The sequence below is a fragment of the Spartinivicinus poritis genome (assembly GCF_028858535.1).
GTDB lineage: Bacteria > Pseudomonadota > Gammaproteobacteria > Pseudomonadales > Zooshikellaceae > Spartinivicinus > Spartinivicinus poritis.
In genome coordinates this window covers 63,412-85,408 of sequence record NZ_JAPMOU010000014.1, presented here as the reverse complement: position 1 = coordinate 85,408, position 21,997 = coordinate 63,412, and the positions used below count along the sequence as shown (strand labels likewise).

The window sequence follows — 21,997 nt, the reverse complement described above, 5'->3', positions numbered from 1 at the left end:
GTAAATGATAATGATTTTTATGTTGATTACAATAAAATTATTTGCTTAACTAAGCTGATCTACCAAGACACATAAGAAATATGTGTTATTTCACTATTTTCGTTATCTAGAAAATACTGGTTATCTCCTCACTTTACCCAAAACGAATGGTGTTTAGGTGAGACCATTAGGCGACGAAGCCCCATACCTATAAGTAATAGGTGATTGGGGTAAGGAGCGATGATAACAAAACCTAAAAATGATTCGTGAAGGGTATATGCTGTCAATTACTCTTGAACAGACCTCTCCTCCTTATAAGCTCTATTTAATTGCAGCAATTGCCGCCCTAATGGGAATTGGCCAAAATGGGTTACTGGTTGCACTACCTATTTTAACTGAATCATCAAATATCCCGCTTTATATTTGGTCAATTATTATCGCGACAGGTAGTGTACTTTTTTTACCAAGTTCTCCTTTTTGGGGACAACTTAGTGACCGTCATGGCCCTAAACCTGTAGTTATTCAAGCACTAGTTGGGTTTGTTATCAGTTTTTCATTAATGCTACTGTTTGTCTGGCTAGCTCACTTGCAGTGGCTAACAACACCTCTTGCTATCGCAGGCTTGTTATTGGCTAGGGTTATTTATGGTTTAACTGTCTCCGGAATGGTGCCTGCTGCTCAGCACTGGGCAATTATTTTACAAGGTGAGCAAGATAGAATAACAGCCATTGCTATGGTAAGTGCAGGCCTAAGCTGTGGTCGCTTGCTTGGCCCACTATTGGCGTTAGGCTTGTTACAGTGGCATCAGTTTGGCCCACTGATGGTGATGAGTATCTTACCCCTGATTGCGCTACTACTGGCTATTAAATTAAAGGCACCTTGCCGTTCAAGCTCAGCCGAACCCTCTAATCAAAAGCTCACAAAAGAAAAACAAAAATGGCAATGGCCAAGTTGGAATTTATTCCCAATGCTGATAATAGCCATCAGTTTATGTACAGCTGTTGCGTTACTCCAATACACACTGTCACCATTAATTCAGCAAATTACACATTGGTCCACAGGTACGATTAGTCAAGTAATTGGTGCTCTACTGACTATTAGTGCAGCCACTACGCTTAGTGTGCAGTTAGGTGTAGTAAAAACTAAACGGCTATCAATAACATCATTATTTCATTGGGGAGCAAGCCTGTTTTTAGTAGGCTTTATTATGTTTCTAATCCCTTATTTACCCATGTTTTTTATTGCCATTAGTTTAATGTCTGCAGGCACAGCCCTGCTTGTGCCTGCCTATACAACAACTGCCACCCAACTAAGCAGTCTAGGACATGGCACAGTAACTGGCTATATTTCTATGTCACACACAATCGGCTATGGTTTGGCAGCACTGACGGCAGCATCGGTGATTTTTTCACCTTATGTGCCTATAGGAATCTGTATAATTTGTGGATTATTATGCTGTGCTTTTAGTATAAGGCAGGTAAAGTCTAACCAATAAGCTTATAAATATAGTCTTTCACTTGCTCTGGCTATTGGTAAGTATAAGTAGATAAACAAAGCCAGCCAACGAAAATATAAGTAAAACAACAGAAGTCAAAGCAACAATCATCAAAACAATATGAACTCTAGGTTTTCTTCATTTGTCTCAAGTTGCCAATGACTGATTCTAACGCTCGATCAAATAACAGATTATCGTCAAGTAATGTGACGTTACCGTGATCAACATCTAAAGCCAACTCTAAACTTGTTTTTTCAGCGACTTTCATGCCTGTTCGGTTAACAAAAATATATTTATCTGCTGGCTTTATAAACGCAGCAAGTTTGGCACGAAATTTATTATCTTCATTTAATCCAAACTCAACCCAATTACCCACTTTCATGTGGGCTATTTTGTTTAAACTCTGTTCACTGACAGCTGGCTCATTCAGCTTGGCAGACTGCTCTGCCACTTTATTGTCATTAACAACCGTTGCGGGCTTTTCTGGTTCCTTCATTTCAACCACCTCAGCTTGGTCATTAATGACTGGAGGGGGCTGCTGTGGATCAGGCTTCACCTCAGCGCTAGATGCTACTGATTGATCCGATTGTTTTACTCTTGTTTTAGCGGCAGTAGCAGTAGGCCTAGCTTGCCTCAAGCTTTGTACATGTAAATTCTGTAGCTGTTTAAATAACTGCCGCTGTTTGTAGGGGTCAAATGAGATTTCTGTTAAGCTATCCCTCAACTGTCTCATTAAGGGGGGCACCATCTTAAGCAGCTTCTTTTTATCTTCAGTACTGGTATGAGGCTGGACACTCCATATTAACTCATCCATCACTGCAATAGCATGTTGCCATGCTTGCGACTGCTCCCCTGCTTTTAAATAAGCAATAAACAAGACATTGGTCCAACCTTCTTGTAACAACTCAGTTACAACGTCTGGTAGCTGACCATTCTCTATTCGTTTTTGAATTTCTTGGGTAGCAAGCTGTTTTGCCTGATCTGTTTTTGCCTTACCTTCTTCAGCGTCTTTAATTCGCTGCTCAACAAGTGAAGCTCGACGCTGCTCCTTTTGAACAAATGCAGTAAAGTCATCTACCAGCTCATTAAATAATTCAATATTGTCAGCAAAACCATGTAACAACTTTTGTACAACCTCAACCATCTTGTCATATAGCTTTTGCTGGGCTGCATTATCTTTCTCATCACAGCCTAGTGCAGCTGACGCCATTTCATTCAATAAACGACGAGCAGGGTGAGATGCTTTACTAAATAAGGCCTTATCAAGAATAGCTACTTTTAATAAAGGAATTTGCAAGCGACTAATGACTGCTTTGAACTGATTGGGCAGGTTACGGTCGTCCAGAATAAATTCAAACAACATTGACACCAGGTTAATAACATCCTGGTCAACCTGACCGATGGTTTTACTTTGATCATAACTTTTTAACAGGCTTTCCAATGCTGTTTTGATATCAACCTGTTCAGCTGGTTGACTGGGAGCTGGTAACTGCTCTACAGCAGGTTGATGTTGAATTTGTGACAACATCCCCATTAAATCTGGCTGGCTAACGGCTGGCAGGTTATTGGTTGAAGCTTGGGAGTTCTGTGGAATTGATAATTGAGCAGCAACCAATAGATCTCGAAGAGCTAAAAATGCTTCCTGGGCTGCTTGAGCATCCATCATTAGCTGCCCACTGTCTGCTGCCCCTCCTCCATCAACAGTCGTCCTTCTATAAATAGGAGCCCTTTGACTTTGTACAGGGCGACTGGTCAGCTCAGGCATTACTCCTGCTTCTTTTAACAGCTGATTGGCTCCATGATAAAGCTGGTCAACAGCACCGAGCACATATTTCTCAAATAGCCTGAAAACAATGAGCTTAACTTTGATATCTATATCTAGCTTCTTTGTCGCTTGGACAAATGCCTGACAAAGCTTTTCTGGGCCAATCGGATTGGCTTTATCGTTAATAGTTTGTGGTAATAAGCTGTCAATGCGGGTGGTTAAGTGCATCAACTGCATGCCATGATCGCGATTGATCACTTTCGATACCATCGTGTCGATGGCAACTGTTTCTTCAAGATCCTCATTATTAACTAATGAAAGCGCATCAAAAGAAAGTTCATCTAGCTCAACTTGACTGCCCTGCTTTGGGGGGCCAACTAACTCATTGAAGTTTTGCTGGTAGGCTTCAAAAAAGCTCATCTCAATCGCTTTGCGCTGCAATCGCACCTCGCGCATGGCTTCAAAGTAAATATTTTGCTCTGTATTAGAGCCTGCTCGATCGGCCATCTCGAACAGGGTGTCATCTGCATTTTCAAACAAACTGCGAATACAGGATTGAAGCTGATTAAGGCAATGTTCACAAACCTTAACTAATGGTGCTGAAAGGCGAGTAGCTGGTTTCACGGACTTGGTATTTATTGACGATAAGCGAACAACCTTCGAATCTTCCTGCATTAGCTATTTCTCCGCATTTGCCCGACCCACTTTCATGTACTGTCAAAAGCCGGGAAGACTTCCTGTATAGAAAACAGATAGCTGCACCTATCATACAACCGTATGAGAAATAGTTCCATTGATTTAGTGAGAGCCATCAAAGTTATTATAGTAACTTCAACACATCAAAAAATGGTTAAAAGCAAGGATATGAGATTGATGTCACAATATTTTACAGTATTGAAAAAGACATTTCATGCCGAAATTCCTAAGCTGAAGAACAACGAGTTAAAACAATAACTACTGATGTTAAGCCTTAATAACTTTAGTAAATTTATGCCAATTGTTTATTTTTGATTAACTAACTATTCCAAAATTGTCTAGCCATTTTAACGCCACCCTTTTACTCACCGTTTGCTTAACAATAGTGTTAGTATTACATGGGCTTTTTAAATTTATGTAGCGCTAATATGAGTAATTCCGAAGAAACTCAAAGCCATCAAAATACAGCAATATCTCACACAATTGGTCGTGGGATGTTGGTTGCTGCCTGGATCACTGCACTGCTATTGCTAACCCTTTATTTCAGCAACTGGGAAAAACAACGGCATAACCCAAACCAAGTACCAGTTGCCCAAGTTAACCAGGATGGCAGTCGTGAAGTCAGGCTAACGCGCAACCGCTATGGTCACTATGTTGCTAATGGTTATATTAATGGTAAAGAAGTCCAGTTTTTTTTAGATACTGGAGCAACTAATGTTGTGATTCCAGAAGCGGTTGCAAAACACCTGAGTCTACCAAAGCTCGCTACTCACAAAGCACAAACCGCCAATGGCACGGTTGATGTGTTTGTCACCCGATTAGCCAGCCTTACCCTAGGTAATATTCGTTTTTTTGATGTCGATGCCAGTATCAATCCACATATGGAAGGTGATGAAATTTTACTGGGTATGAGTGCATTACGCCAATTAGACTTTAGCCAGCAAGGTGACCAGTTAATACTTAAGCTACCCCAACAAAATTAGATATACTAATCCTCTTAAAACAACTAACCCTACATTACCGAAGGCAATAATGATTGACCCAGTAATTCTAAAACAAGCTGTAATAGATAATGTGAACCAAGCACTGGCTGAAGATGTGGGAAGTGGTGACATCACTGCTCAATTAATACCTGCTAAAGCTGAAGCCACTGCCTATGTGATTTCTCGGGAAACAGCTATCATTTGTGGCCAACCATGGGTAGATGAAGTATTTAAACAAGTGAACCCAAGCCTAATCGTCAACTGGCAGGTAGAAGAAGGTCAATTTGTTACCGCTAACCAGCAACTATTTAGTGTAACAGGCTGCGCTCAAGCAATCCTGACTGCAGAACGAACAGCCCTCAATTTTTTACAAACCCTTTCTGGCACAGCCACTATTTGTCATGAATATGCCAAACTAGTGAAGCATACGCCAGTAAAATTACTGGATACTCGCAAAACCATCCCTGGCTTACGAGTTGCCCAAAAATACGCGGTAACTAAAGGTGGCTGTTATAACCACCGTATTGGTCTATATGATGCCTACCTAATTAAAGAAAACCATATCAATGCCTGTGGCTCAATTACCAATGCTGTCAATCAAGCGAAACAGCTCAACCCAGGTAAGCCTGTCGAAGTCGAAGTAGAGTGTTTTGCGGAGTTAGAAGAAGCTCTGGCAGCAGAAGCAGATATCATCATGCTGGATAATTTTTCCCCTGAGCAATTAATCCAGGCAGTTGAACGGGTAAAAGGAAGAGCAAAGTTAGAAGCATCAGGTGGGATTAATAAACACACCCTGGTTGAAGTAGCCACCACAGGTGTCGACTATATTTCAATTGGAATGCTAACCAAAGATTGTCGTGCTATCGATTTATCCATGCGGTTCGAAGAACAAAATTTGAAAGGTAATTGAAAAATTAAAACAATTAATACCCTAACCTCTGAAAGTATCGTAAAACCACTTAACACCCTTTCCCTCTGGGAGAGGGCTGGGGTGAGGGAAAAATTTGATAATTATATTGGATGTAAAGCATGCAAAAAATTTTAGTAACAGGCGGAGCTGGCTACATTGGAAGTCATACCTGTGTTGAGCTACTGAATAAAGGCTATGAAGTGGTGGTAGTGGATAATCTATCCAATAGCCATCCAGAATCGTTGGATCGTGTACAGAAAATATGTAATAAACCACTTACCTTTCATAAAATCGACATTCTGGACACTGAAGCCTTAGAGCAAGTATTTAAACAACATCAGTTTTATGCTGTCGTCCATTTTGCTGGCTTAAAAGCTGTCGGTGAGTCCTCTGAAATCCCCCTTACTTATTACGAAAACAATGTGTCAGGCACCATCAAACTGTGTCAAATGATGCAAGACCATCAGGTTAAAAACCTGGTATTCAGTTCATCCGCTACTGTTTATGGGAACCCAGCTAGTTTACCTATTGTTGAAAACTTTCCACTATCAGCCACTAACCCCTATGGCCGCTCAAAACTTATCGTGGAAGATATATTAAGAGACCATTACCAAGCTGATAACCGCTGGAATATTGCTCTACTTCGTTACTTTAACCCAGTAGGCGCACATGAATCCGGTTTAATTGGTGAAGATCCCAATGGCATCCCCAATAACCTAATGCCGTATATCTCCCAAGTAGCCATTGGTAAACGTAAACAACTTAACGTATTTGGTAACGACTACAATACTCCCGATGGCACTGGCGTGAGAGACTACATTCATGTAGTAGACTTGGCCAAGGGACACGTCAAAGCCATCGAAAAAATGGCTGATAAGCCAGGCTGCCAAGCCTATAACCTGGGAGTAGGCAACGGATACAGTGTATTAGAAATGGTAGAAGCCTTCGCCAAAATTAGCGGCAAACCCATCCCCTACCAAATTACCGATCGCCGCCCCGGCGATATAGATGCTTGCTATGCCAACCCAGCATTAGCGAAACAAACTCTTCACTGGGAAGCCACCAAAACCCTAGAAGATATGATCAACGATACATGGCGTTGGCAACAACAAAATCCTGAGGGGTACTCTGCAAAATAGCTCCACAGCTAAAGTGCTTAAACAACGATGTTATAGATATCTAAAATAATAGTTGACAAATTATTTCAATAATCGCTTTATCAAGGTATAAGAGAAGGCTTCAAGTAACCAAAAGAAATCTAACACTTCTCTTATATCTCTTCTATGCTTAAAGGTGCCGTCTAATAAAAAGCTGAGACCGGGATGAGTACCTTAGCAATCAATCAACGTATTACTTTTAGTGAAACCATAAATAGAAATACACTAATATTAGTGTTTTTTCTATCCGGTTTTGCAGGCCTGATCTATGAGTCGATTTGGACTCAATACTTAAAACTATTTTTAGGTCATGCCGCCTATGCCCAAACTTTAGTTTTAATTATTTTTATGGGAGGCATGGCACTTGGTGCCTGGTTAGCAAGTAAATATCTACATAAATTTAAAAACTTATTTTTAGCATATGCAATCGTTGAAGCGATTGTCGGTATTTTCGCATTAGTATTTCATAATATTTATGTAACCAGCACTGATTTTTCTTACAATATTGTCATGCCTTTTCTTGGTAGCAGCTTACAAATTGAAGTTTTTAAATGGAGCTTAGCAACCCTCTTAATCCTGCCACAAACTATCTTATTAGGCAGTACATTCCCTCTAATGAGTGCCGGCTTTATCCATTATTTTCCTGAAAAGAAGGGGCACTCACTCTCTATTTTATATTTTTCTAATAGCTTTGGCGCGGCAATTGGTGTATTAGTTGCTGGCTTTTATTTGGTTCACACCGTAGGATTACCTGGTACATTGCTAACAGCAGGGTTGATTAATTTTGCTGTAGCACTTATCTCATGGATAACCAGTAAACAATTTGTAGATGAAAGTATTCAATCCACTCATCTGGACAAACAAGAAGTTGAGACTCATAAAACACTAAAGGTTTTACTTATCGTCGCAGCCATCACTGGAGCTGCCTCTTTTATGTATGAAGTCGCCTGGATTCGTATGTTAAGCATGGTGCTAGGCAGTTCCGTTCATTCCTTTGAGCTAATGCTAAGTGCTTTTATTTTGGGTTTAGCCATCGGAGGTTTTTGGATTAGAAATAAAATCAGCAAAATAACCAATCCAATCCAATGGTTAGGTTATATCCAAATAATAATGGGGATACTCGCTGCGTTAACCATTGTCTTTTATAACTACACATTCGACTTTATGGCTTTTACCATGCATGCATTACAGCGTACGGAGCCTGGTTATATTTACTTTAATTTGGTTAGTCATGCAATATGCCTAGTGATTATGTTACCCGCTACAATCTGCGCAGGAATGACATTACCATTAATTACCTATATTCTACTAGAGAATGGCTATAATGAGCGTTCAATTGGTTGGGTATATTCATCTAATACTATAGGTTCTATTTTGGGGGTAGTAATTGCTGTTCAAATTGTAATACCATTATTCGGTTTAAAAAACTTAATTGTAATTGGAAGTACTATTGATATCCTTATTGGAATAATTGCCTTAGCTTTATTTAAATATAAACTTAAAACTAAGTTCGTAGCTTTCATATTATCTCCCCTATTACTTTCATTTATTAATTTCAACGAACTAAAAATGGCATCAGGAGTTTATAGATCAGGTACTTTACCCAACTCTGACTTATCAAACATTATTTATCACGCGGACGGAAAAACAGCAACAGTAGCTGTTATAAAACAAAGAAAGGAAAAAAATACAAGGATATATATTAGCACCAACGGTAAGACAGATGCAAGTGCAACAATAAGTCAAGATCACCCTCCCACTCCTGATGAAGATACTATGATTTTAACAGCAGCTATTCCTATGGCAATAAAAAGCAATATTTCAAGTGTTGCTATAGTAGGAATTGGATCAGGAATTTCTAGCCATGTTTTTTTATCCAACCCCCAAATAGAGAGTGTAGATACAATAGAAATTGAGAAAGAAATGGTAGAAGGAGCAAAATTTTTCAAAAACTTCAACTTCCGGATTTTTGATGATGCTAGAAGTAATATACATATAGCAGATGCTAGAACTTTCTTTTTTTCCAATCAAAAAAAATATGATGTAATAATGTCTGAGCCTTCTAATCCTTGGGTTAGTGGAGTTGCCAGCTTATATACAACAGAATTCTATAGTTTAATAAAAAAATTTATAAAGGAAGATGGTTTATTCGTTCAGTGGTTACAAATTTATGAAATCGACATAAACCTCGTTTTTTCCGCATTTAGAGCCTTAGGGGAAAATTTTAATGACTACATTGTTTATGCATCCAATCAAGGGGATTTGATAATAGTTTCATCTCCAAATAAAAAAATAGACATTAATTATATTGACATTTTCAACATCGACAACATTAGATCCGATTTATCAAGAATAAAACACTCTAGTATAGATGATATAATCATACATGAAATAACCAACAAAGCTATCTTAAGTAAAATAATTAATAAAACAAAAACAAACCCCAACTCTGACTATTTTCCAATAATTCAACAAAAATCTGATAAAACCAGATACTTTAAATCATCAGCGCACGCAATCTTTGATTTAAAGTTATCACATATAACAAAAATAAAAACTAACAATAAAATCAACATAAAAAATCTAAATAAAGAAAACACCTTCTTCATTGCACAAAAAATAAGCCAAACAAACAAATCAAATATAACCCTTAAAAATTCAATTTATAACAAAGAATTTTTTTGCAAAAATAATGGCTTATTAGATGAGTGGATTAAAAAAACAGCTACATCGTTATACACCTCTTCATGGCTAAACAAAAAAGTAGCCTTGGATCACATTGAAGCTCACTTCAAAGACTCTTGTCCAGTAGAAAAAGTCAATAATTTAAAAGAATACTTCACTAGTATAGCCACCAACAAATATTCAGATACAATAAAACAAGTTGAAAAGTTCATTTTACTGAATAATACAATCGATCTACCAATGCGAGTATCATATAGCTATGCACTTGCAAAGCTAAACTACAAAGAAGATGCAAAAAGAGAAGTTTCAGAAATAAATAGGAAAGTTAAAAATAACCTTATAGTAACATACATTGATGCCTTGTTAGATTAGATGACTCCAAAAAAAATAATATCAATCACTATTTATATAGCAAGCATTGTCTTTATTATATTATATACATATAGCATTAAAGATCATATAACAACATTAGAAAAAACAAACTATAAAACCATTATGATTTGTTTTTTTTTATATTATGTGTTTTTTTTTATCAATGGTTTTGTACTAATGAAGTCAATAACTTTATTGAAAAGCGACAAAAAAAACAAAACCTTGTTTTTCAAAATAAGTATTTACTCATCATTTTATAATTTAATAACTCCATTTAAAGCTGGCAGTATTTTAGCCAAATGGCACTTACTTAAAAAATATTTTTGTATTTCTAACAAAAATTTTATTTCATCATTTGTATATCTAAATATAATAAACTACTCAATTTCACTAGTCGCACTAAACATTTCAACTATAGTGCTTGTACAGAAATACGATATAAGAACCTTTCTACTATTTGACATACTAGTTACAGCTCTGTCAATTATCATTCTATACCATACAAAAAAAATATTAACCTATATAAAAATAGAAAACTTGCTTACAAAAAAAAACTTGAAGACAACACTAAAAATCACCACTTCACTTTTAATTCAAGTAGGAATTGGATCGTTAATAATTTATTATATATTTTTATCAATAGAAAAAGATGCAAATCTAACTACAAGTATCGTTTTATTTTGCCTGATAAACCTTAGCACATTCATCGCAATAATACCTGGAAATATAGGCTTTCGAGAGATCGGCTTAGGTGCAATATCAACTTTTATAAATTTAGACTTTAATATTGTTTTTACAGTTGTATTAGTAGATAGAATAATACAAACTAGCTTTATCTTTATTTTATCATTGCATTATTTTATTATAGAAAAAACAAAAAACTAGCAATCCTTTTAACTAAAAAACTATTTAACTTCATAAACAGAAATTAAATTTTCGCCACCCTTTAGCTTCACAATGCATCTTTTATTAATTGCTTTATAAAAATCGATTTTTTTGCTTTTTATCCAATCAATATTTTTATAAAGACTTTCTTCGTAATACATATTATTACTTTCATCAATAACAAGCCATTTAACACCAGTTTTTTTTGCATATTTTATAACTTTTTCTAAGCTATCATTTGGAATCACCCTAAATACTCCACCTAATATATATGCATGCCCAGGATGAAACGAAAAAATCGGATCATTTTTATTAATTATTTTTTTACACAAAAATAATGGATCACTTTCTTTCGCTGACTTCCTTGTCATTTTAACCTCAAAAAAAGCATTATTCAAAGAAAATAATAAAATCAAACCCAAACAAAAAAACCAACATAAAAAAGTGTTAATTTTTAAATTAAAATACCTAAAAATATAATAAAATTCACAAACCACCACAACTACGGCAAAGGGAAAAATAACGTATACATACCTACCAATTAAACCAGAGAAAAACGAAACGAATATAAAGTAAAAAATAATACATAAAGACAAAATTTTTCTACACTCATCAAAAAAATTATTTATTTTTAAGGAAAATGAAGAAATAATCGACAAGATAAAGCATACAAAAAACAGATTGCCATTTAAATCTAAGATATAAATAATATTTTTATATAAATTCACTGCATAATCATCAACTCTAAAACCACTTTTTTTCGTATCTATTGAAATGGTATACCCTTCCATTTCTGATGAGTCTACTAAAAGTTTTCTTAACCTTCTCCTATTTTCAATTAGTTCAGAATAAGAAGATATAATTTTAATATCTTTCTTTTTACTGGTTTTCACTACATATTTGTTTAGCCTAAATCTTTGACTAGTTAATACCTCTCCTGTTTGCTCGTATAAGGCTATGCTATAAGGAATAAAAATAGTATTAAAACCAACTAGCAAATATATTATTATTTTTTTTTGAAAGTTATAAAGAATCAAATAACCCAAAAAAACAATAAAAAAGAAAATCCCTATATGCCTTGTAAGAAATAAGGTTGCAGAGGTTAAACCAAGAATAAATGCTATACTTCCTCTACCTCTTTCAATAACTTTTAAAGCTAAGATAAAGTTTACAGATAAAATAAAAATAAAAACCCCCTCAGTAAGTATAGAACTACCAAAATAAGCAAAAACCCAATTCAGCTGAACAATAAGACAAAAAATTAATGAATTTTCAGTACTTGAAATTTCCACTACATAAGCCATTAATAAAATTACAGCACAACTAATACAAAAAGTATTAATAAAACTAGCAAATAGTACTGGATCCATAAAAAAATTTCCAACACCTATTAAAAATGGAAAAACTGGGGGTAAAATTAGCCCTATGTCGATATGCTCCCACCCTTCAATAAAAAGTTTTCCATCATAGATAATACTCTCTCCAAGATAGAGATACGCAGCAGAGTCTGGAGAGTTTACACCAAACATATAATTATAGTTTATTAGTAAAGGATTAGAGAATACAAGACAAAAAATAATATAGATATTGACTCTATTTCTATAAAAAAAATTCTGGACCCATGTATAATAAAAATCACTTAACATAATAACTATGATTTAGCATAAAAAGTTTAGTGCTAAGATATACAAAATTTTAATATTAACCGTAGATTATGAAGGCCATCTAGCCTTGTAAAAGTTTATTTTTTATAATAGCTACAAACAGAATACCTTTACTAAATTATTAACTAATAACTGAAATATAAAAACCAAATAATAAGCACCATTTATCCCGCTTAGCCTATATTTATTTTACATTTCAAACTCTCGCCAGCACTAACTATTTAAATAAATACCACAACTTCAGAAAACTATAAATACATATTCCCAAAAAAACTAAGCTAAATCCTCAATATAAATCCATTCGTTTTTAATTTTTTTTATTTCGTATTTATTTTCAGACTTTAGGAGTAACTCAATATTATAACGATATGGAAAGAAATGTGTATGCAGATTAAAACCAAACTTATATGGCCTCTCTCTTGGTAAAATAATAATAATTCTTTCACTCGCAACCCTCCTAAATTCTTTTATCGCATCTATAGGGTTTATCAAGTGCTCCAAAACATGAGAACAAACAATTGTACTAATACGTTTATCTTTAAATGACAAATTATTTGCTGTACAATAGCAAAACTTATATTTTTTTTTAAAACATCTTGCAATATCACAGCATAGATAGTCAATTTTTCCATCTACATATTCCGATATAATACCGGAGCCACATCCTACATCAAGAACATTATTACCAATTATTAGACTTTGTAGCTCTCTCAATACCTCATCGCTTGTGTCTGATTTAGCTTTTAAATCACAGTCTTCCGTAACTCTGTAGTAATCTGTAATCTCTTTTTCACTAAAATTAAAAAAATTATCTCTAAACTCTAAAAAATATTTATATTTTTCTTTAAAAAGTATATAATATATAGGAGAGAATATGTATTTATTGTCACGAATTATTGGAGGTAACAACTCATTCAAGCACCAATTAAAAAAAGCAGCTATGCCATTTGAAAATTTCAATTAATTTCACCTGTTTTTTTTCATATACATTAAAGCTGTAATTTGTTCAGCAACCAAACCTATTAAAAAAATAATTAACCCATTACTTATTAATAGTGCACTCATATTCGTAAACCTCTCATATAAAACAAACGTATATAAATAATAAAAAAAACCTGTTATCACATGAAAAATACCTACTGGAAAAAAAACTTTCAATGGTGAGTACAACGTACCTACTTTAAAAATTATCAGCAAGAAACGAATACCATCACTCAACGGCTTAATATGACTTGCACTATTTCTTTTATTGAATTTAACTGGCATGAAACCAACTGAATAACCAGCTCGATAGAATGCCATTGTAATGGTTGTTGGGTATGAAAAGCCATTAGGTAAAATATTTATAAATTCTCTAAATTTTGCAGCATCAACCACTCTAAACCCTGAGGTTAAATCTTTTACTTTATTGCCTACGACATAACTAGAAAAACTATTATAAAACTTATTTGCTACAAGCCTGAAAAAATTTTCGTGTGAAGCATAATCCCTCGCAGCAATAATCATATCATAACCACTTTCTAACTTCTCTAACATTTGCTTTATATACTTAGGATCATGCTGGTTATCTGCGTCCATAAAAACCAAAATATCCCCACTTGCGCTATTTGCTCCAGATTTAATAGATGCGCCATTTCCTTTATTATAAGGATGAGTAACTTCCTTCACATTATATTTAGCACATATGCCACTAGTATTGTCCTTCGATCCATCATTAACAACCAAAATTTCAGCATTAATTTTTTGCTCTATTATTTTTTCTAAAAGAAGCTCTAGTTTAGAGCCATCATCCTTGCATGGTATAACTATGCTCAATTTATTCATATTCTTTTATCATTCTGCTATAGTATTTTATTTCACTTGAAACTCGTCTATCATACCTATACTCATACAGAATATTCATTACCTTTTTAGCTTGATTTATTTGTCGATTTTTAATAAATAAATAAACTAAATCAATCCCTACCCTAACGTGATTACGATCGTTCTCCCAAAGATCCTTTAAAATCTTCATTGCTAAGGCGTCATTATTAGCTACAATAAATAGCTCAGCTGCAATATTTTCAATCAACCATTTCCTTTTATATTTATAATTTACAACCCAAGTATAGAAATAATTAGACAGCTTTTTAATATCTATACTTCTACAATGGCCACTTCTATAAAAATAAACTAATTTTTCTAATGCAATAGTAACGTACTTTAAATTCTGCTCTCTTTTCTCGCTAATAAAAGTCATATAGTACTTTTCATCTATGATCTGATTATTAAGGCATAATATATGCATTTGATGCAAATTTGCACCAATTATCATTTTTGAATTTATTTTTTTAATTTTATTTACGGTATTTATTGCCTCTGATAACATACCTAAGTTACTATACTCACTTCCCAAGTCCATTAAAACCCTTATAGAGTTAGGATGTCCATTTTTAAAATGCTGTAGTAGAGTAAACTTATCCCCCCAAATATGAGAAAGTTGATAAGCAGTTAAATATATAGTGACAAAATATAATACTATACCACTCTTTATTAACTTATTTACTTTCTTCTTAAAATAATATACACCTAGACCAACTACTCCCCAAATTAAACCTATGGCTGGAAAATAGTTTCTATGTTCAAAATACAGTTCCAACCCAAGAAAACTAGACTCAACCCCATGTCCAATCAAAAAAAACAATATACCAAAACTTAAAAGTCTAACTCCCACTTTATTCCAAAATTTAATAACCAAAAATATAGTTGCAACCCATAGAAACAATGACATAACAGTTGTCCAGGGTTTTAGGATGCTAGAAGACTTTAAGAAATCATCATGAAATACTCCCATACTTACTACATCTGGTATAAATATATTTTTTATATATATAAACAAAACTCTTAACTGCGTTAGAACTCTCTCATATAGTGTAAACTCTCTCTCTTCATAGTTAAGACCAGGCAAGTAGTTCAAACCCACAAAAAAGATAAAATAAACTCCAAAAGCCACTCCCCCCACAAAAGTTAGAAAATAAATTTTTTTCAATATATTGCTAAAATATAATTTCTCACTAAACTTAAAAAAGAAAACCTCTAACAAAAATAGCACAGGCAGTGTTAACAAACCATTCTCTTTACTAAAAATAGCTAACGGATAAAAAAAGATAAAACTTAGAAAATAGAGGAGAATTGACTTATATACTACTAAGCTTACTCTTGCATAGTAATAGGCAATCATACTACATAGCATAAACAAACAACTTATTTGTGCCATGCGCTGTATAACATATAAAGTAGTACTAAAAAATAACGGATTTATTAACCATAGTAAAGCCACACAAAAAGCAGCCTGTTTGCTTTTATTTGCAATTTCTGTCTTATCGTACAAAATAACTGACAACCAAAAAATCAAACAAGCAATTAACAAGTGAATAAAAACATTTACCAGCTTAAAAAAAAATTTATTATCCCCCCACACCACATAGTTTAGTAAAAAAGATGCCATAGATACAGGCCTGCCTAAAGGACCTGATTCATTTTCAGAAACAACATCAATCCACGTAATATTTTTATTTTGTATCTCAAGTAACGGAATCAGATTATGATAGTCATCTAACAGTGCGGGTCCCCTAAGACCAGGTATATACAATACTACGCCGAGAATAATTAATATAAAGATGAGAACTTTTTTTTCTAAAAAAAAAGCTAGCTCATTGCTTGATGAGCTAGCTTTTTCACAAAGCTTATTCACGGCAATTAGCAGGTCTGAATTTCGGGTCTAATGTACCAGCAGTACAACTCCAAGTAACCCCTTGACCAACTGTACCAACTCCCGTAAAAATGAGAGTATCACCTTTTGTATCAGACCCTCCTAAAGTTGAGTTTAGTGTATAAGTAATGGTAGCTCTAGTATCTGATCCCTGGTTATATTCAATTTTAGTAATATAAGGGCTTTGTTTAGTGTTTAGACTTATACCACCGCCTGTTGCAGTCTTAGGCATTTTTGACGTTGATAGAAATGTTTCCGAAATACTTGACTTATCTTTACCTGCAATAACCAATACCTCCGAGCTTCTCGCCCTAATGGTATAGTCCTGGTAAGCCGGTATCGCTACCGCTGCTAGTATGCCAATAATAGCGACTACTATCATTAATTCGATAAGGGTAAAACCCTGTTGTTGCCTTATGGTTTTCATGCGTCTTACTCCGTCTATTTTTAGGAAAGTACTCAACTCCCTGTCATTATTTATGCCAAACTGTTTTAGGCATCCTTTAAGTCACTTTAGACGCTATTTACAAGTTAGTTATAGCACTTCTTTGTGAAGCTGCAATTTTTGATTCAGTTTATTTATTAAACTTTAGGTCACTTACTGACCATTTTGGTCAGTCACTAATACATAACTTTTTTATTACCATTTTCTTCCAACATGAAAAGCTGACTATTTCGCTCTATACTTGATTCGATCTAACAGATATATTTTCGATAGTTGTAGCCTAAGTAAGCGATTATAAAAGATGATTCTAACGGGACTTGCTAAACGTTTAGTTGATGATAATCTGCTCAGCCATGACCAGGCGAGCCAAGCCTATCAAGAAGCCTCTAAGCAAAAAATTCCTTTTGTCACCCACTTGGTACAGGCTGATCTCGTTCAATCGAAGGATATTGCCCGACTTGCAGCAGAAGAGTTTGGCTCGCCTTTAATGGATATGGACTGCTTCGATTTCGAGCAAGCTCCTAAAGAGTTGGTCAATGAAAAGCTGATCAGAAAACACCATATTCTTCCGTTACTTAAACGAGGTAATCGATTATTCATCGCAGTTTCTGACCCCACCAACCTCAACGCTTTAGATGAAATCCGCTTTAATACTGGGTTAAATATCGACTCTGTATTAGTTGAAGAAAATAAGCTCTCTGCAGCTATCGAAAAGTTTCTTGAAAGCGCTGATGATGCCTTAAGTGATTTAGCAGACGAAGACCTGGATGCTCTTGAAATATCTGCTGGTGAAGAAGAACAAGAAGCTGCTGGTGGTGATGAAGCAGATGATGCGCCTGTCGTTCGCTTTGTTAATAAAATGCTACTCAGTGCTATTAAAGGTGGGTCTTCAGACCTCCACTTTGAGCCCTATGAAAAGAGTTACCGGGTAAGGTTCAGGACAGATGGTGTACTACATGAAACCGCGAGGCCACCTATTACTTTAGCCCCTCGCATTTCTTCCCGGTTAAAAATTATGTCTGCGATGGATATTTCTGAGCGGCGCAAGCCTCAGGATGGCCGGATTAAAATGAAGTTGTCCAAGTCAAAAGCCATCGACTTTCGGGTCAATACTTGTCCAACGTTGTGGGGTGAAAAAATTGTATTAAGGATTCTTGACCCAACCAGTGCTCAAATGGGAATTGATAGCCTGGGTTACGAAGAAGAACAAAAAGACATGTATATGGAAGCCTTACATCAACCGCAAGGCATGATTTTAGTGACTGGACCAACAGGGAGTGGCAAAACCGTTTCATTGTACACTGGGCTTAATATTCTCAACACTGTCGAGCGCAACATATCTACTGCTGAAGACCCTGTAGAGATTAACTTGGAAGGCATTAACCAGGTTAACGTCAACCCAAAGCAAGGTATGGACTTTGCTCAGGCCCTGCGAGCATTCTTACGACAGGATCCAGATATTATCATGGTCGGTGAGATCCGGGACCTGGAAACTGCCAGTATTGCTATCAAAGCAGCACAAACCGGCCACATGGTAATGTCCACGCTACATACCAATAGTGCTGCTGAAACCCTAACCCGATTGTTAAACATGGGGGTACCAGCTTTTAACTTAGCCACAACAGTCAACTTAATTATTGCCCAACGCTTAGCAAGACGCTTATGTAGTAACTGCAAGGTTAAAATGGATATTCCTAAAACAGCCCTTCTTCATGAAGGATATACTGAAGAACAAGCACAAACTGCAATACTATATAGCCCTAGTGCTAAAGGTTGTGATAAGTGTAACAATGGTTATAAAGGGCGTGTGGGTATTTATGAAGTAGTTAGAATTACTCAAGGGCTTTCTAAAATCATCATGGAAGAAGGTAACTCAATTCAAATTGCCGAACAAGCTAAAAAAGAAGGCTTCAATGACTTACGCACTTCAGGCTTATTAAAAGCCCTACAAGGTGTCACTAGCCTGGAAGAAGTGAATCGAGTGACTAAAGACTAGTCATCTTACTTTTGAAGTAAAGTTATACTACTAGGCTAAAACCTTAATTATTTGAACAAGTTAGCATTATAACTGGTTGTTTCTAACAGATTTAACGTGCATGCGTTACACTTATTGTGTGACACAACAAGAAGGCATATTGTGATTTAAGCTACAGGAATCAACAAGTGCCTTTATTATAAATACATAATGCTCGGTAGCGGGCCTTACCCAAGGAATCTGATAGTCAGGTACTCCAATGGCTACAAAAGCAGTTAAACCCAGCGCTTTCGTCTGGGAAGGCAAAGATAAGAAAGGTCGAAAAACCAAAGGGGAAATCCAGGGCGCCAGCATTGCCATGGTGAAGGCAGAGCTGCGTAAGCAGGGGATCAACCCAACTAAGGTTAAGAAAAAAGCAATCAGTTTTGCTGGTAAAGGCAAAAAGATCAAGCCAATGGATATTGCGGTTTTTACCCGTCAGCTGGCCACTATGATGAAAGCGGGTGTGCCGTTGATTCAGTCTTTTGAAATTACTGCTGATGGTTGTGAAAATACCACTATGCGAGACCTGGTAAATGATGTCAAAAATGATGTGGCAGGGGGTACCAGCTTAGCTGAAGCCTTAAGCAAACGCCCCAAGTACTTTGATGACTTATATTGCAGTCTAGTGGCTTCTGGCGAGCAGTCTGGTGCCTTGGAAAGCTTGTTAGATAGAATTGCTACTTACAAAGAGAAAACTGAGTCGTTAAAAGCCAAAATCAAAAAAGCCATGACCTATCCCATTGCTGTAGTCGTTGTAGCAGTGATTGTCACGGCTATTCTATTAATTAAAGTGGTCCCCCAATTCCAAGAGGTTTTCCAAGGATTTGGTGCTGACTTACCTGCTTTTACCTTATTTGTAATTCAAATATCAGAATTTTTACAAGCCTATTGGCTGTACTTTTTAGCGGGTATTGGTGTGCTTATCTTTGCATCCAGTAAAGCGCTGGAAAAATCGAGAGGATTACGTGATAGCAGGGATCGGCTTGTACTGAAAATACCCATTATTGGTGATATTATCGACAAATCAGCTGTTGCCCGTTACGCAAGAACCCTCTCTACCACTTTTGCGGCAGGTGTACCATTAGTGGATGCCCTTGACTCTGTGGCTGGTGCTGCAGGTAATGTAGTTTACTATGATGCGGCTAGACAAATTAAAGAAGATATCTCCTCCGGTCAACAATTACAGTTTGCCATGAAAAACACGGCAGTATTCCCTAATTTAGCCGTCCAAATGGTAGGAATTGGCGAAGAGTCTGGAGCCCTTGATGACATGCTAGATAAAGTGGCAAGCCATTATGAAGAAGAAGTGGATAATATGGTTGATAACCTCACCAGCTTGATGGAGCCATTGATTATGTCTGTATTAGGTGTATTAGTAGGTGGCCTGATTGTGGCCATGTACTTACCTATTTTCCAACTGGGTCAGGTTGTATAAAGCCTACTTCTTTTACTTTTCTCAGCTTTGCTATTATATAAGGGCAGTCATTACTGTCCTTTTTTGTCTGGTATTTTTTTCAATGAATATTATCGATTACTTAGCCAGTAGTCCTGCGGCTTTTATTTTAGTTTCACTTATTTTTGGTCTGATTGTTGGCAGCTTTTTAAATGTGGTTATTTTACGGCTACCAATCATGATGAATCGAGAATGGAATACTGGGTGTTGTGAATTTCTTAAGCTACCACCCCCTACTATGGAGCCCACTAAGTTTAATTTAATATTTCCTCATTCTCACTGCCCAACGTGTCAAACCCCTGTTAAAGCCTGGCAAAACATACCCATTGTGAGTTACATTCTATTAAAAGGAAAATGCGCCAACTGTAAGTCCTCCATCTCAATTCGCTACCCTATTATTGAGTTTGTCTCTGGATTATTGACTGTTGCAGCTGCCTATTATTACGGTTTTAGTTTGCAAATGCTGGCAGCGAGCAGTTTATTTTTTGCCATGATTGTACTCACAATGATTGATTTAGATGAGCAATTATTACCCGACAGTATCACCCTACCTTTTTTATGGCTTGGCCTGGCTTTAAACTATTTTAACATTTTCACAGACCTTGGCAGTGCAGTTTGGGGAGCTATTGCTGGATATTTATCATTATGGAGTGTTTACTGGGCTTTCAAATTATTAACTAAAAAAGAAGGTATGGGGCATGGGGATTTTAAGTTATTAGCTTGCTTTGGTGCCTGGCTTGGTTGGCAAATGTTGCCTGTTATTATCCTACTGTCTTCATTTGTGGGAGCTTTGGTAGGTATTACTATGATTGGTTTAGGCCTTAAAGAGCGCAATAGCAAAATCCCCTTTGGCCCTTACTTAGCCATTGCAGGTATTATTGCTTGTTTATGGGGTGAAGCCCTACTTAATAACTACCTACAAATCGCAAAATTCCATGGCGTATAAAGTTGGTATTACTGGTGGCATTGGTAGTGGTAAAACGTCTGCAACAGACTATTTAGCTAATATTAAACAAATTACTATCGTTGATGCCGATATCATTGCCAGACAGGTAGTAGAGCCAGGATCCTCAGCCTTATCTACTATTGAGGAGCACTTTGGTAATCAAGTTTTACTTGAAGATGGCTCACTTAACCGCCCATACTTGCGACAGCTAATTTTCAACTCACCAATAGAAAAAACATGGCTAGAAAAACTGCTGCACCCCCTTATTCGACAACAAATTATTGCAGCATTAGAGCGGGCTACATCTGCTTATGCAGTGCTGGTATCCCCTTTACTATTTGAGACTGATCAGCACCTGCTTGTTGACCGCACTTTACTCATTGATGTGCCTGAAACAGTACAAATCACTAGAGCCTGCCAGCGAGACAAGATGTCAAAAGAGCAAGCTCAACGCATATTGGCAACACAAATGCCACGAGAGGAGAAACAGCAAAGAGCAGATGATATAATTAATAATCAGGGTTCTATTCAGCACCTTTATGCTCAATTGGACCAGCTTCATCAGCAATATTTAGGATTTGCTTGTCATGACTAGTGCTATCGTTAAATGCCCTACCTGCAAAAAAGCAGGTCCCTGGACACCTAAAAATGAATTTCGACCCTTCTGCTCAAAACGCTGTCAGCTGATTGATTTAGGTGCCTGGGCAGATGAGCAGCACCGCATTCCGGGCGATCCTGCTTATCTGCCTGATGAAGAGCTTTTAGCAGAGTACCCCTCTGACCAGCTAGTATAA

At 36.1% G+C, this 21,997-nt stretch carries 17 protein-coding genes; 11 read left to right on the top strand and 6 right to left on the bottom strand.

Annotated elements, in window-relative coordinates; all coding sequences use genetic code 11:
* Window positions 1-256 precede the first annotated feature (256 nt).
* The gene (locus tag ORQ98_RS12620; RefSeq protein WP_274689168.1) at window positions 257-1,474 is read left to right on the top strand and encodes an MFS transporter; all 1,218 of its coding nucleotides are present in this window, start codon (window positions 257-259) and stop codon (window positions 1,472-1,474) included.
* 127 nt (window positions 1,475-1,601) lie between these two features.
* Here the strand turns inward: ORQ98_RS12620 and ORQ98_RS12615 are convergent, their stop codons facing one another.
* Window positions 1,602-3,914 carry a DUF1631 domain-containing protein gene (locus tag ORQ98_RS12615; RefSeq protein WP_274689167.1) on the bottom strand — a complete coding sequence of 771 codons (2,313 nt, stop codon included), beginning with the start codon at window positions 3,912-3,914 and terminating at the stop codon, window positions 1,602-1,604.
* Window positions 3,915-4,363: 449 nt separating this feature from the next.
* Here ORQ98_RS12615 and ORQ98_RS12610 point away from each other — a divergent pair, with 449 nt between their 5' ends.
* The 5 genes from ORQ98_RS12610 (at window position 4,364) to ORQ98_RS12590 (ending at window position 10,927) form a co-directional block, all read left to right on the top strand.
* Window positions 4,364-4,918 (top strand): retropepsin-like aspartic protease family protein, encoded by a 555-nt coding sequence (locus tag ORQ98_RS12610; protein WP_274689166.1) that lies wholly within the window; start codon window positions 4,364-4,366, stop codon window positions 4,916-4,918.
* A gap of 49 nt (window positions 4,919-4,967) precedes the next feature.
* Window positions 4,968-5,828, top strand: coding sequence for a carboxylating nicotinate-nucleotide diphosphorylase (gene nadC / locus ORQ98_RS12605; RefSeq protein WP_274689165.1), 861 nt, complete (start codon window positions 4,968-4,970; stop codon window positions 5,826-5,828).
* A gap of 119 nt (window positions 5,829-5,947) precedes the next feature.
* A complete protein-coding gene (galE, locus tag ORQ98_RS12600) occupies window positions 5,948-6,967 on the top strand; it encodes a UDP-glucose 4-epimerase GalE (RefSeq protein ID WP_274689164.1) in 1,020 nt (339 codons plus the stop codon).
* A gap of 183 nt (window positions 6,968-7,150) precedes the next feature.
* Entirely contained in the window at window positions 7,151-10,042 is a 2,892-nt protein-coding gene (locus ORQ98_RS12595) for a spermine/spermidine synthase domain-containing protein (RefSeq protein WP_274689163.1), read from the top strand.
* Window positions 10,043-10,927, top strand: a complete 885-nt coding sequence (locus ORQ98_RS12590; protein WP_274689162.1) for a lysylphosphatidylglycerol synthase domain-containing protein — start codon at window positions 10,043-10,045, stop codon at window positions 10,925-10,927. It abuts the gene before it with no gap.
* A 20-nt stretch (window positions 10,928-10,947) separates the two neighbouring features.
* Here the strand turns inward: ORQ98_RS12590 and ORQ98_RS12585 are convergent, their stop codons facing one another.
* The 5 genes from ORQ98_RS12585 to ORQ98_RS12565 all read right to left on the bottom strand — a co-directional run bounded on the left by ORQ98_RS12585 (window position 10,948) and on the right by ORQ98_RS12565 (window position 16,769).
* The gene (locus tag ORQ98_RS12585; RefSeq protein WP_274689161.1) at window positions 10,948-12,456 is read right to left on the bottom strand and encodes a hypothetical protein; all 1,509 of its coding nucleotides are present in this window, start codon (window positions 12,454-12,456) and stop codon (window positions 10,948-10,950) included.
* Window positions 12,457-12,864: 408 nt separating this feature from the next.
* A complete protein-coding gene (locus ORQ98_RS12580; protein ID WP_274689160.1) occupies window positions 12,865-13,551 on the bottom strand; it encodes a class I SAM-dependent methyltransferase in 687 nt (228 codons plus the stop codon).
* 6 nt (window positions 13,552-13,557) lie between these two features.
* Window positions 13,558-14,415, bottom strand: coding sequence for a glycosyltransferase family 2 protein (locus ORQ98_RS12575; protein WP_274689159.1), 858 nt, complete (start codon window positions 14,413-14,415; stop codon window positions 13,558-13,560).
* Complete coding sequence (locus ORQ98_RS12570; protein ID WP_274689158.1) at window positions 14,408-16,324, bottom strand: hypothetical protein; 1,917 nt, start codon at window positions 16,322-16,324, stop codon at window positions 14,408-14,410. The genes ORQ98_RS12575 and ORQ98_RS12570 overlap by 8 nt, the downstream gene beginning before the upstream one ends.
* The gene (locus ORQ98_RS12565) at window positions 16,317-16,769 is read right to left on the bottom strand and encodes a pilin (protein WP_274689157.1); all 453 of its coding nucleotides are present in this window, start codon (window positions 16,767-16,769) and stop codon (window positions 16,317-16,319) included. The genes ORQ98_RS12570 and ORQ98_RS12565 overlap by 8 nt, the downstream gene beginning before the upstream one ends.
* Window positions 16,770-17,088: 319 nt before the next feature.
* Between ORQ98_RS12565 and pilB the strand changes: the two genes are divergently transcribed.
* The 5 genes from pilB to yacG all read left to right on the top strand — a co-directional run bounded on the left by pilB (window position 17,089) and on the right by yacG (window position 21,997).
* Window positions 17,089-18,783, top strand: coding sequence for a type IV-A pilus assembly ATPase PilB (pilB, locus tag ORQ98_RS12560; RefSeq protein ID WP_274689156.1), 1,695 nt, complete (start codon window positions 17,089-17,091; stop codon window positions 18,781-18,783).
* A gap of 238 nt (window positions 18,784-19,021) precedes the next feature.
* On the top strand, window positions 19,022-20,239 hold the full coding sequence (locus ORQ98_RS12555) for a type II secretion system F family protein (RefSeq protein WP_274689155.1): 1,218 nt from the start codon (window positions 19,022-19,024) through the stop codon (window positions 20,237-20,239).
* A gap of 82 nt (window positions 20,240-20,321) precedes the next feature.
* Complete coding sequence (locus tag ORQ98_RS12550) at window positions 20,322-21,203, top strand: prepilin peptidase (RefSeq protein ID WP_274689154.1); 882 nt, start codon at window positions 20,322-20,324, stop codon at window positions 21,201-21,203.
* Window positions 21,193-21,798 (top strand): dephospho-CoA kinase, encoded by a 606-nt coding sequence (gene coaE, locus ORQ98_RS12545; RefSeq protein ID WP_274689153.1) that lies wholly within the window; start codon window positions 21,193-21,195, stop codon window positions 21,796-21,798. The genes ORQ98_RS12550 and coaE overlap by 11 nt, the downstream gene beginning before the upstream one ends.
* On the top strand, window positions 21,791-21,997 hold the full coding sequence (yacG, locus tag ORQ98_RS12540; protein ID WP_274689152.1) for a DNA gyrase inhibitor YacG: 207 nt from the start codon (window positions 21,791-21,793) through the stop codon (window positions 21,995-21,997). Before coaE ends, yacG begins: the two co-directional genes overlap by 8 nt.